Annotated in this window: 14 protein-coding genes; 13 read left to right on the plus strand and 1 reads right to left on the minus strand. The window is 26.0% G+C overall.

The window, feature by feature from the left end; all coding sequences use genetic code 11:
- The first annotated feature begins 188 nt into the window (after positions 1 to 188).
- From BFL38_RS10040 to BFL38_RS10100, 13 genes are all read left to right on the plus strand, one after another.
- A complete protein-coding gene (locus tag BFL38_RS10040) occupies positions 189 to 893 on the plus strand; it encodes a beta-ketoacyl synthase chain length factor (RefSeq protein WP_069726914.1) in 705 nt (234 codons plus the stop codon).
- Positions 894 to 942: 49 nt separating this feature from the next.
- Positions 943 to 1,203 (plus strand): phosphopantetheine-binding protein, encoded by a 261-nt coding sequence (locus BFL38_RS10045; RefSeq protein WP_008725666.1) that lies wholly within the window; start codon positions 943 to 945, stop codon positions 1,201 to 1,203.
- A gap of 7 nt (positions 1,204 to 1,210) precedes the next feature.
- Positions 1,211 to 2,557, plus strand: a complete 1,347-nt coding sequence (locus BFL38_RS10050; RefSeq protein WP_069726915.1) for an AMP-binding protein — start codon at positions 1,211 to 1,213, stop codon at positions 2,555 to 2,557.
- A gap of 1 nt (position 2,558) precedes the next feature.
- Positions 2,559 to 2,903 carry an ApeI family dehydratase gene (locus BFL38_RS10055; RefSeq protein ID WP_069726916.1) on the plus strand — a complete coding sequence of 115 codons (345 nt, stop codon included), beginning with the start codon at positions 2,559 to 2,561 and terminating at the stop codon, positions 2,901 to 2,903.
- A gap of 10 nt (positions 2,904 to 2,913) precedes the next feature.
- Positions 2,914 to 3,876 (plus strand): lysophospholipid acyltransferase family protein, encoded by a 963-nt coding sequence (locus BFL38_RS10060; protein WP_069727460.1) that lies wholly within the window; start codon positions 2,914 to 2,916, stop codon positions 3,874 to 3,876.
- 3 nt (positions 3,877 to 3,879) lie between these two features.
- On the plus strand, positions 3,880 to 4,311 hold the full coding sequence (locus BFL38_RS10065; protein ID WP_069726917.1) for an acyl-CoA thioesterase: 432 nt from the start codon (positions 3,880 to 3,882) through the stop codon (positions 4,309 to 4,311).
- A gap of 5 nt (positions 4,312 to 4,316) precedes the next feature.
- Positions 4,317 to 4,895 carry a LolA family protein gene (locus BFL38_RS10070; RefSeq protein WP_069726918.1) on the plus strand — a complete coding sequence of 193 codons (579 nt, stop codon included), beginning with the start codon at positions 4,317 to 4,319 and terminating at the stop codon, positions 4,893 to 4,895.
- Positions 4,888 to 7,200: an MMPL family transporter gene (locus tag BFL38_RS10075; protein ID WP_083249414.1), complete on the plus strand. Its 2,313-nt coding sequence runs from the start codon at positions 4,888 to 4,890 to the stop codon at positions 7,198 to 7,200. The genes BFL38_RS10070 and BFL38_RS10075 overlap by 8 nt, the downstream gene beginning before the upstream one ends.
- Positions 7,201 to 7,247: 47 nt before the next feature.
- A complete protein-coding gene (locus BFL38_RS10080) occupies positions 7,248 to 8,420 on the plus strand; it encodes a beta-ketoacyl synthase N-terminal-like domain-containing protein (protein ID WP_069726919.1) in 1,173 nt (390 codons plus the stop codon).
- A gap of 18 nt (positions 8,421 to 8,438) precedes the next feature.
- The gene (locus BFL38_RS10085) at positions 8,439 to 8,930 is read left to right on the plus strand and encodes an ApeP family dehydratase (protein ID WP_069726920.1); all 492 of its coding nucleotides are present in this window, start codon (positions 8,439 to 8,441) and stop codon (positions 8,928 to 8,930) included.
- A gap of 16 nt (positions 8,931 to 8,946) precedes the next feature.
- A complete protein-coding gene (fabG, locus tag BFL38_RS10090; RefSeq protein WP_069727462.1) occupies positions 8,947 to 9,675 on the plus strand; it encodes a 3-oxoacyl-ACP reductase FabG in 729 nt (242 codons plus the stop codon).
- A gap of 74 nt (positions 9,676 to 9,749) precedes the next feature.
- The gene (locus tag BFL38_RS10095; protein ID WP_069726921.1) at positions 9,750 to 10,418 is read left to right on the plus strand and encodes an ankyrin repeat domain-containing protein; all 669 of its coding nucleotides are present in this window, start codon (positions 9,750 to 9,752) and stop codon (positions 10,416 to 10,418) included.
- Positions 10,419 to 10,466: 48 nt separating this feature from the next.
- Positions 10,467 to 11,093, plus strand: a complete 627-nt coding sequence (locus BFL38_RS10100; RefSeq protein ID WP_069726922.1) for a D-sedoheptulose-7-phosphate isomerase — start codon at positions 10,467 to 10,469, stop codon at positions 11,091 to 11,093.
- A 91-nt stretch (positions 11,094 to 11,184) separates the two neighbouring features.
- On the opposite strand, the gene BFL38_RS10105 is transcribed toward BFL38_RS10100, so the two are convergent.
- Positions 11,185 to 12,168: an ABC transporter substrate-binding protein gene (locus BFL38_RS10105; RefSeq protein ID WP_069726923.1), complete on the minus strand. Its 984-nt coding sequence runs from the start codon at positions 12,166 to 12,168 to the stop codon at positions 11,185 to 11,187.
- Positions 12,169 to 12,182 lie beyond the last annotated feature (14 nt).

The following is a 12,182-nucleotide window of genomic DNA, read 5'->3' on the forward strand; positions in this document are numbered from 1 at the left end:
TAACTATAAAGTATTATATTTTTGAGTTTATTGTGCTAATTTAAACTATAAGGAATATCTGTTTTTTTAAAACTAAAAGGGTGAAATATCTATGGCTCTTAAACAAACAAGTATATTATAGTTGACTTTATAGGATAATTTTGTATAATAAAAAATAGCAACATTATGATTTTTATTTTAGGAAGTTTATGCTGGATTTAAGTTTTAGAGTTTTGGATTGGGATTTTTTTGCTCCTAATATGGATAAAAAATTTATATTGGAAAATATAAATAATGACATAAAAATTACTTATGGGGACTCTAATCCTGAATTGGATTTTATACCAAAAGCTCAAAAAAGAAGATTAAGCCAAATAACTAAATTTTCTTTTGAATCAGTTAAAAGTATTTTAAATGAAAATGATCAGATACCGTTTTTTTTTGTATCTAAATATGGAGAAATAAAACAGCAGTATAATATGTCAAAAAAGATAGTTACAGAACATGAGGTATCTCCTGCACTTTTCAGTTTTTCAGTATTCAATACTGCAGTGGCACAGCTTACTATTTTTTATAAAAATTATAAAAGAGCTATTGCAGTTACATGCTATAATAATTTTATAGATACGGCTCTTATACAGGCTATTGCTTTCTTAAAAACTTCTGATAATGATAAAGCCCTTATATTAATAGCTGATGAAAAATTACCAGAAAGTTATGAAGAGATATCGAGAGAGGGTAATTATTCATTTGCATTTTCCTGTCTTATTTCTAAAAAAGACCCAAATATCTATATCGATGTAATTGACAGCGATGCAGATAAAGATGAAAATTCAATTATAGATTTTATTAAATTTATATCAACTGATACTTCCGATTTAGAATTAGGAAAAATAAAATTAATAAAAAAATAATATATTTTATTGATAGATTTATGTGAAATTATAATAAGGAGAAAACTATATGAGTATTGAAGATCAAATAAAGCAAATTGTAATAGAATCTGCAAATTTGGAAGGCGTATCCATAGAAGATATAGATACAGATGCTCCTTTATTCGGAGATGAATTGGGACTTGATTCTATAGATGCTTTGGAAATAGGTGTTGCTATCAGAAAAAAGTTTAATATTACTTTTTCTGATATAGAAGAAAATAATAAACAGTATTTTTATTCTGTTGCAACTTTGGCAAAATATATAAGAGAAAATTCAGATAATAAATAAAAATATTATGAGAAAATTAAGCAATACAAATTTTTATTCATTAAAAGATTCAGAGGATATTTTTCTTATTCATAAAGAAAATAAGAATTTTATAAAATATAAAGAGTTTGTTTCTGATATAGTTAAAAGTTTAGAATATATTTCTAAATTTGAAGAAGATACTATTACGGTATTTATTGAAAATGCATATAGATTTATTTCAGTTATTACTGCAGGATTTATTCTTAAAAAAAGAGTAAATGTTTTAAACAATAATAGTCCTAAATATGTTGAAAGTATAATAGATAGCTCTATGGTTTATATATCAGATACAGAAAAATCGAATTTAAATTTAGATGAAGTCTTTGAAAGTGAGTGTAATGATAAATGGTTTGATTTACTTAAAGAAACAGTAATAGATGAAAATGTATATATAAATTTTTATACCTCAGGCTCTACAGGATATCCTAAACTTATAGAAAAAACCTTAAAGCAGTTTGAAGCTGAGGCTGTTAAAATAGTGGATCAATTTACTGATAGCATTAAAGATTCTTTATTCTTGTATACAGTTCCGCATTATCATAGTTATGGTTTTGTTTTTGCGGTATTAGTTCCTTTTATGCTTGAGGTTAGATGTATAAATAATAGAATAAATTATTTAGAAACTGCTAATAATTTTTCAGATTATGACAAAATTACTATGGTTACTACACCTGCTTTTTTAAAGAGAATAGATGCCTCTTCTTTAAAAATAAAATCTAAATGGTATTTATTTTCTTCTACAGGAATGCTTGAAGAGAAAATTAATGATCTTTGCAAAGATATATTTGGTACTGATGTTACAGAAATTTATGGAAGTACTGAGGCTGGTGCTATTGGATACAGACGAAGAAGTGAAAATAAATTATGGACAAGACTTAGTGTTGTAAAAATTAAAACTGATGAAAATGGAAGTATAGAATGCTGTTCAGGATATACAGGTGATGATGTTTGGATACATGTGGGCGATGTTGTGAATATGAAAAATGATGATGAGTTTGAGCTTTTAGGAAGAGAAGATTCAATAGTAAAAATAGAGGGTAAAAGAATAAGCGTACAGCAGATAGACAGACAAATACTTATGGATAAGCATTTTAAAGACAGTTATACTATATATTGTAAATCTGATAAAAGAGAATATATTGCTTCTTTTATAGTAATGAATAACAAAAATAGAAATTTGGAAGATATGAAGAAATATGTTATTTATTATTTAAAAGATTATTTTGAAACTATAGTATTGCCTAAAAAAATATATTTTGTTGATTCTATACCTAGAAATGAAATTGGTAAAATTGACAGAGAGGCTCTTGATGCTATAATGGAAGGAAATTAATTTGGATAATTATATCGATTATAAAGATTATAAGATAGAAGAAAAAACTTCTGATATGTTTAGAGTAAAAGTTTTTATAGACGAAAAAATGCCTTATTTTGACGGTCATTTTGAAAACTTTAAACTTTTACCTGCTATAGCTCAGGTTAAAATTACTCTTGATATATGTAAAAGTATTTTTAGCAGAGATTTTTCTGTCAATAAACTTTTAAAATTAAAATTTACAAATATGATTCTTCCAAATACAAATATTTTTATAGAATCTCATTTTTCTGATAATATTATTTCATTTAAAATATATGATAATAATAAAAAATATTCAGATGGTAAATTGTATTTTTCTTAAAGGTTTTTCTATGGCGCATTGGACGGAAGAAAAAGAAATAGGTAAGAGATGGAAAGCATTATTTTCCATATCTGTTTATAAAATTTTAGGAAGAACTTTTATAATACTTTATCTTATTCCTATAAGTATAGTTTATTTCTTTTATTCAAAAACTAGAATGCAGGCTTCCAGAGAATATTTAAAAAAAATGTCTAAATATAATAAAAAAATCAAATCGAATTTTATTAGTTCTTATAGGCATTTGCTTTCATTTGTAGTATCTATTTCAGAAAAATTTTCGGCTTGGAATGGAGATATACCTATAACAGATTTGGTTGTAAAAACTAAAGATAGTTATAATGAAGTTATTGATTTGCTTAATAAAAAAAAAGGAATGATAATATTATTTTCTCATATAGGAAATATTGAGCTTTTAAAAGGATTAGCAGCTATTAATGAAGGCAATCCTATAAAAAACTATAAAATAAATATAATAATAGATCCTAAGGTTAATAAAAATGTTAATATAGTTCTTAGCGAGAGTAAAAACAATTCTTTTATAGACTTTATAGATGCTTCTAATATAGGACCGCATACTATAATAAGTATTGAGGATAAATTAAATAATGGTGAGATAGTAGCGATAGCAGGAGATAGAACCAGTAATAAAACTGATAAAGTTAATTATATAAATTTTTTAGGAGAAGAAGCACCTTTCCCATGCGGAGCTTTTTTGATACCTATTTTGCTTAGATATCCTGTTTATTATTTCTTTGCTTTGAGAGAGAATGACAAAATACTTTCAAAGAAATACAATTTTTATATATATCCTTCAAAAATAAAATTAAATGATGAAGAATTAAAAAATCGAAAAAAGAAAAATGAAGTTATATTAGAATTAACAAAAGAATTTGCTTCCATTATAGAACAAAAAGCTATAGAATATCCATATCAGTGGTATAATTTTCATGATTTTTGGTATAAAGGGGATTAATTTATGTCAAACAAAAAATATTATTTAGAAAATGATTATTATATAAAGCCGTCTTTTTATGATTTGGATCCTATGGGAGTTGTTTGGCATGGTAATTATATAAAGTTTATGGAGCAGGCTAGGGAGGCTATGCTTGAAATTATAGATTATAATTATGATATTATGACAGCTAAAGGTGTTATGTGGCCTATAGTAAAATTAGAAATTAAATATATAAATTCTATTAAATTAAATCAAAAGATTAGGATACATACGGCAATTACTGAATATTTAAATGGTATGAGAGTAGAATATACTTTTTATGATGAAGATAATAAAATCATATCAAAATCAAGCACATTGCAAATGCCCATAGATTCAGAAACTAGAAAAGGTTTTTTGAATAATCCTAAAGATTTTGTAGATAGAATAGAAAAAATTAATAATAATGGATAATCAATATGAGAAATATTTATTTTATAATTATGATTTCTTTTGTATTTACATCTGTTTTGTTTACTCAGATTAAAGATGAATATAAAAATGCGAAACTATTGAAAGGCAATTATACTCAAATAGTAACTCAGAAAGGAAGAAGTTTTGAATCTTCAGGGGATTTTATTATAGTAAATGGTTATGGTATATGCTGGTTTACTAAAACTCCTCAAGAGTCTATAACGGTAATGGGTGAAAAAAATGTGGTTCAGATAATGCCTGACGGAAAAAAGAAAGTTATGGCTGATTCTAATAATGCTATGTTTGCTCAGATAGCTAATATAATAAAATCAATTTTTACTTATGATGAGAAAAGTATAAATGAATCATTCAATCAAAGTATGAATGGAAATATTGCAGTTTATAGCCCTAAAACTAGCGAGATAAAAAAAATAATAGAAAAGATAGAAGTAACTTTTTCTAGTGCCGGATATATAGAAAAAATAAAAATGTATTCTTCTAATAACAGCACAACAGAATATATAATGGAAGTTTTATCTAAATCTGATAAAATAACTTCTGAGGAGATAAAATATTTTGAATAAAACTATTCTGAATAATGATATAAGAACTATTCTTACTATTATTTGGATAATTTTTCATTTATTTGCAGTTATATTATTTTTAGTAAGATTTGAAAAAACAGCAAAAATAGATACTAATTTTTTATCTATAACACCTAAGTTCTTAGAAGATAAAGATTTTCAAAAACCTTTGGAAGATTTTTTTTATAAAAATTCAAGCAGTGTAAAAATATTTATAGAAAGTGAAAATTTTGATGATGCCAAGTATAATGCATTAAAATTAGATGAATATATAAAACAGTCTTATAGTAATGTTTCAGTTAATTTATATTCCAGAAATTATGATGATATTTTAGCTGCAATGATAAAATATAAATATCAGCTTCTTTCAAAAGAGATAAGAAATTATTTATTGAATGATGAGGCGTATATTGTTGCTGAAAATGCCTTAGCAAATTTTTATTCTCCTTTTTTTATACCTATAGTTGATAATATTGAAGATGATCCTTTTTTAGCTGTTAATTCAAAAATAAATGAGATTCTCACTTCAGAAAATAATTTACAGTCCAGAGATGCAATACAATTTATAAATTATAATGATAAATATAATATTCTTGTTAATATCGATATGCCTAAAAATATTGATAATGAAAAGTTTTTTAATGATATTACAGGATATTTAAAAATATTAGAAAGAGAAGGAAATGTAAATACATATATTTCAGGCGTACCGGTGCATACTTATTATAGTCAGAAAAGTGCTAAGTTTGAAATTACTATTATATCTATAGTGTCATTTATTGTTATTTGTCTTATATTTATTTTTATATTCAAATCTTTGAAGCCTTATATAATTTCCATGGGTACTATATTACTATCAGGATTATCAGCATTTTTATATTCATCTGTATTTTTTGATTCCATTCATATATTTACATTTGTATTCGGAACAAGCCTTATAGGTATATCAATAGATCATTCTATACATTTTATAACTGAATGGTATAATGAAGAAGATAAAAAAGAAGTATTAAGAAAAATATTTCCAAGTATGCTTTTGGGATTTATAACTACTATAGTGAGTTATTTATCATTATCTTTAACCTCTCTTATATTGTTGAAACAGATAGCAGTATTTTCCATATTCGGACTTTTAAGTTCTTTTCTCACAGTAAATATAATATATCCTTTATTATTTAAGAATGATAAAAGTGTGATAAATAAGTCTATACTTAATAAAAGTAGGAATATATTGAATGATTATGTAAAAATAATAAGCATAAGAAATGTATTAATTATATTGATAGCAGTTATTATAGTTTCTATAATATTCATACCTAAAATAAAAATAAATTTCTCTGCTAATCAGCTTTATAATACACCTGACTTTTTATTGAATAGCGAAAGAGAAGTTTATAATAGATTGGATACATCTCTTGCAAAAAATATTATTATTTCAAGGGGCGATACTCTTTCAGATGCATTATCAGCAGAAGAGAGTATAGAAGATAATTTTAGTAATAATAATTATACAGCTATATCTAAAATACTATATTCAGAAGAGAGGCAAAGAGATAATATTAAGTTAGTAAATGATAAATTAATGCCTATATTAAAAAAACAGACTGATGCTCTGAATTTAGATTTTAATTCTTATAATAAAATAAAATCAGAATTTGAAGAAACTAAGGATGAAGTTCTTGATATAAATAAAATACTTGAAAATACAAATTTCAGTGATTTAAATAAAATTATAGTTACTAATAATAATAAATATTTTATTATAGCAACAAGTGATTATGATACAAATAATATAATAAAATCAGATAATAATGATGTAAAAATATTCAATATAAATGAGGAAATTAATGACGCTTTGGATAATACGGCAAAAACTGCTGTAAAAATGGCTGTAATTGCTTATATTATAATATTTATAGCTATGATAATATTTTTTGAAACTAGCAAGGCTATATCTATAATAATTGTACAGTTAATGTCTGTATTAATAAATTTATCAATACACTCTATATTTGGTATTAATATAAATATATTTTCTATATTTGCTTTGATACTGTCAATAGGAATATCAATAGATTATTCTATATTTTTCTCAAATAGTGCGGCAGATAAAGAGATTACATTTTTAGCGGTATTTTTGTCTATGATGACAACTGTATTATCATTCGGCACATTAGCATTCAGCAGTTTTATACCTGTAAAATCTTTCGGATTATTTTTATTTATTGGAATTTTATCATCATTTATAATTTCACCTGTATTGTTAAATTTTAATAAATTGATAAAAAATAATAATATTAAATAATTTGACTTTTTTGTTATAGAATTATATACTCGACTCTGAGGTATTGTATGAGTAATGTATTATTAGATTTCGGAATTATTAATTGTTTGGCTAGGAATAAGGAAGAATTGTATAATAAATATTTTTTAAACGGAGAATACGGTTTAAAAGAAAATAATGATTATGTTAAAAAATTTTTCTTAGGAAAAATAGATAATGACTTTTTTAATTTTGAGCTTGATAATCCTTATAATAATAAAATAAATAAAATGGCTTTGCATGCAGTTAATCAATTAAAGCCTATAATAGATGAGGCTAAAAAAAGATACGGAAAAAATAGAATATCAGTTATAGTAGGTACTTGCGAGAATGGAAGCGATGAAACTAAGGATTATATATTAAAAGGAAGTGTAATTGATGAGAAAAAAATATTGATTATGCAAAGCCTTAATATATGCTGTGATTTTTTAAAGAAATATTTTGATGTTTCAGGAATATCATTTACTGTATCTACTGCATGTACTTCTAGTGCAAATGCTATAATAGCGGCAGATGAGCTTATAAGAATCGGAGTAATAGATGCTGCTATAGTTGGAGGAGCTGATGTTGTAACTGACACTGTCATTTACGGATTTGATTCTCTTGAAGTGGTTGATTATAATAAAACTAATTCTTTTTCAAAAAATAGAAAAGGTATAAATTTAGGAGAAGGTGCGGCATTTACAGTTCTTGCCAAAGATAATTTAATTGATTCAAAAAATGCTCTATATCTTAAAGGCTATAATAGTAATTCAGATTCTCATCATATGACTAGTCCTGATATAAACGGTACTACTACAAGCAAATGTATCAATGATGCTTTAAAACATGCTGATATGAATATAAATGATATAGATTATATTAATCTTCATGGCACAGGTACTTCAATAAATGATAAAATGGAAAGCACTACTCTCAATATAGTTAATGCTGCTAATATATACTGCAGTTCTAGTAAAACATCATTCGGTCATACTATAGGTGCTGCAGCTGCTATGGAGCTTGGAGTTTGCTATATTGCACTTTCTGATATTAATAAAGAAAAAATATTGCCTCCGCATTTATATGACGGGGAGTATGATGATACATTAGCTAAAATAAATTTGGTTACAGGTAAAGTTAAGGCTGAAAGACTTGAAAATTGTATGAGCGTATCCTTTGGTTTTGGAGGAAGCAATACTTGTTTGATAGTCGGAAAATAATTTTGTATTAATAATATTATGAAAAATAAATATAAATTGAATATACCGCATAAAGGAAAAATGCTTTTAATAGATGGTATTGCGGACATTAATTTTGATGACAAAGAGATACTTTCTTTTTCTGATATTAAAAACAATAATATTTTTTATGATATTTCAGAACCTGAAGGTATAGACTCTTATATATTTACGGAATATGCAGCACAGACTGCGGCGGCTTATAATGGTGCTTTATCAGATAATGATGATAATAAAAGAATAGGTTTTATTTTAAATATAAAAAAAGCTGATTGTTATATGCAAAAGATAAAATCTGATAATAGAGTTTATATATTTGTGAAAGAAACTTTTAACGATAAAAAAATCGCTTATTATGATGCAGAGGCTATTCTTTATAATGATGATATAAATACTTTAGATGAATATAAAAAAATAGCTAATGATGAGAATAAAATTATGGACTGTTCTATAATGGTTATGGAAAGTTCTGCAGATGCTTTTAAAATATAGTATAAACGGATATAAAATGAAAAATAAATCTATTTTAATAACAGGTGCTTCAGGAAGTATAGGATTTGCTATATCAAAAAAAGTTATAGAAAACGGATACGATGCTGTAATGTGCTACAATAAAAATGATTCTTTTATAGAAAAAATAAAATGTTTTGCAAAAGATTATGATGTTAATATAAGATTTTTGAAAATGAATATTACAGACAGAGAAGAAGTTAAAAATACTCTTATTAAAGATATAGAAGAAAACGGCACTTATTACGGCATAGTGCTTTCATCTGGAATAACTATGGACAATGCTTTTCCTGCTATGACTGAAGATGAATGGGACAATGTTATAGATGTTAATCTTAAAAGTTTTTATAATGTAGTTAATCCTATTATTATGCATATAATAAGAGCAAGAAAGGGAGGAAGAATTATAGCAATAAGTTCAATATCCGGCATTATTGGTAATAGGGGGCAGGTTAATTATGCTGCTTCTAAGGCGGGGCTAATAGGTGCTGTTAAATCTTTAGCTATAGAATTGGGTAAAAGAAATATTACTGTAAATTGTATTGCTCCAGGTATTATTGAAAGCGAGATGATAAATGATGAAATAATAGAGCATGCTAAAAATATGATAGCTTTAAAAAGAATAGGGAAACCTGAAGATATTGCTAATGCTGTAAATTTCTTATTGTCTGATGATTCTAATTATATTACTAAACAAGTTATAAGTGTTGATGGGGGAATGTATTAATAATTTAAAAAAAATATTTTACAAATATTATTTTAATGATATTATATATAATAGTTATATATATTGAGTTGTTTATGAAAAATTTAGTAAATATTATTTTCATTTTTGCACTATTGGTTAATGTATCTTATGCCTTGACTGATAATGAAAGCAAATTTTTAAAATCCTGTGAAGAGGGTAAATATGATGCGGTTGTATCTTTTATCAATAAAAAGGTTAATATTGATACTGTATCAGAGGACGGAGTTACAGGATTGATGCTTGCATCACATCATGGACATACTGCCATTGTAAGGCTTTTGATTAATTCTAAAGCGGATCCTAATATTGCTGATAAAGTAGGATATACTGCTTTATTAATGGCTGCTGCAGGCGGATATCATGATATTATAAAGATTTTATTAAAGGCAAAAGCCGATGTCAATGCTGCCAACAGTTATGGTGAAACTGCTTTGCATATAGCTTCATATAAGTTGTATGCTGATATAGTTCAGACTTTGATTGATTATAAAGTTAATATAAATGCTGTTAATAATGACGGAGATAATGCTTTAATAATGGTTTTTATGTCGGCTGATAAAAGTGAGAATATGCTCCCTGTTGCTAAGCTTCTTTGCGATAATGGAATAGATGTTAATGCCAAAGATAAAAATGGAAGAACTGCTCTTACTTATGTTAAGAATAATTATAAAAAGCCTGATACTTTGATATCATTTTTAACAGAATATGGTGCTTCTGAATAATATTTTATAAATTTTTAATTAATTAGAATTTATTTTAAGGAATATTAAATGATAGAAGAATTAATAAAAAGAATTCCAAAATTGGAAAATATAAAATCGAATATTGAATCTGCTATAGATGAAACCATAAAATGCTATGAAAGAGGAAATAAAGTTTTAATAGCGGGAAACGGAGGAAGTGCCTGTGATAGTGAGCATATAGCAGGTGAGTTATTAAAGAGTTTTTTAAAGAAGCGTCCTATTAATGAAAAGATAAGAAATGGGCTTTTACAGTTTGATGATGGCGAGTATATTGCTGATAATTTAGAATCTCCTTTGAGAGCTGTTGCTTTAACTTCGCATTTAGGACTTTCAAGTGCTTACCTTAATGATAAAGAGCCTTATTTGGTATTTGCTCAGCAATTATTAGGATTCGGAGATAAAGGAGATATATTCTTTGCTATAAGCACATCTGGAAATGCCAAAAATATTATTTATGCTGCTAAACTTGCTAAGGCTATGGGAATAAAAGTTGTATCTTTTACCAATGAAAACGGGGGAAAACTTGCGGAGATGGCTGATATTGCTATTAAAGCTCCGGCAAAAGAAACTCATATATCTCAGGAATTTCATGAAGCAATATATCATGAAATTTGTATAAGAGTGGAAGAACATTTCTTTAAAGAAGACAGATAATTGTTAAAGGTTAAAAATAGCGGGCTTGCAATTATTATATAATTGCAAGCTCTATTTATTATGTAGTAATATAAAAAGGAACTATTATTGTTTAATTATTATAAATATTGTTTGGTATAGTAAGTCCTAATTTATCAATCATATTAGTATTAACAACAAAGTCATGATTTTGAGAGGGCTCTAACGGTATGTTTTTTATATCATTTATACCTTCTAATACTTCTATTGTTTTTTTAGCTGTAAGTATTCCCATGTCATAATAATCAACGGAATATGTAACAGTGCCTCCTATTTTTGTCATGCTGGCATCGGCACATACAACCGGAATTTTTGTGCTTTCTTCTATCATAGCAACATTAGCCATGCTGTTTGCTATTATATTGTCTGTAGGAGAGAATATAGCATCTACTTTATTTACGGCACTTAACATAATTTGCTGTATTTCATTGGCATTTGCAACAGTTAAATCAACATACTCAATTCCAAGAGAATCTAATTTTTCTTTCGCTAATTTTATTTGATATGCAGAATTAATTTCACTTGAGCAGTATAAAAGTCCTATTTTTTTAGCATTTGGTAATAGTGTATGCATTAGTTCTATCTGTTTTTCTATAGGAGGGAGATTTATAACACCTGTTACATTTACATTCGGTTTATTTAAATTCGTTACTAGCTTTGCCCCTATAGGATCTCCTATGCCTGAAACTATTATTGGTATATCCTTCGTTAAATTAACAGCCGATTGTGCTGAAGGTGTGCCTATTGCTATTATTATGTCTTTTTTATCATTAACGAACTTTTGTGCTATTGTATTGCAGTTCGCCTGTTCTCCCTGAGCATTTTTATAATCTATATTTATCTTTTTATTGCTGTCTTTGTAATATTTATTTAATTCATATGTTATACCTTTATATATTAAATCTAATGCATCATGCTCTATCATCTGACTTATTCCTATTGTTATAACTTCATCAGTTTCGGTTTTTGGATATAAATACTTTTTACTTATAGTAAATGATGATGCCAATACAAATATTATTATCAATGTAAAAATTATAGTTTTATTTTTTTTCATTTTTCAATCCTTTT

Origin of the sequence: Brachyspira hampsonii, from assembly GCF_001746205.1 — a bacterium.
Classification (GTDB): domain Bacteria; phylum Spirochaetota; class Brachyspiria; order Brachyspirales; family Brachyspiraceae; genus Brachyspira; species Brachyspira hampsonii_B.

Bases quoted from the DNA above. Each gene is read 5' to 3' on its own strand.
- BFL38_RS10060 (WP_069727460.1), top strand. From the start codon at position 2,914: ATGGCGCATTGGACGGAAGAAAAAGAAATAGGTAAGAGATGGAAAGCA.
- BFL38_RS10045 (WP_008725666.1), top strand. From the start codon at position 943: ATGAGTATTGAAGATCAAATAAAGCAAATTGTAATAGAATCTGCAAAT.
- BFL38_RS10080 (WP_069726919.1), top strand. From the start codon at position 7,248: ATGAGTAATGTATTATTAGATTTCGGAATTATTAATTGTTTGGCTAGG.
- BFL38_RS10070 (WP_069726918.1), top strand. From the start codon at position 4,317: ATGAGAAATATTTATTTTATAATTATGATTTCTTTTGTATTTACATCT.
- BFL38_RS10040 (WP_069726914.1), top strand. From the start codon at position 189: ATGCTGGATTTAAGTTTTAGAGTTTTGGATTGGGATTTTTTTGCTCCT.
- BFL38_RS10065 (WP_069726917.1), top strand. From the start codon at position 3,880: ATGTCAAACAAAAAATATTATTTAGAAAATGATTATTATATAAAGCCG.
- BFL38_RS10100 (WP_069726922.1), top strand. From the start codon at position 10,467: ATGATAGAAGAATTAATAAAAAGAATTCCAAAATTGGAAAATATAAAA.
- BFL38_RS10095 (WP_069726921.1), top strand. From the start codon at position 9,750: ATGAAAAATTTAGTAAATATTATTTTCATTTTTGCACTATTGGTTAAT.
- BFL38_RS10085 (WP_069726920.1), top strand. From the start codon at position 8,439: ATGAAAAATAAATATAAATTGAATATACCGCATAAAGGAAAAATGCTT.
- BFL38_RS10105 (WP_069726923.1), bottom strand. From the start codon at position 12,168: ATGAAAAAAAATAAAACTATAATTTTTACATTGATAATAATATTTGTA.
- fabG (WP_069727462.1), top strand. From the start codon at position 8,947: ATGAAAAATAAATCTATTTTAATAACAGGTGCTTCAGGAAGTATAGGA.
- BFL38_RS10050 (WP_069726915.1), top strand. From the start codon at position 1,211: ATGAGAAAATTAAGCAATACAAATTTTTATTCATTAAAAGATTCAGAG.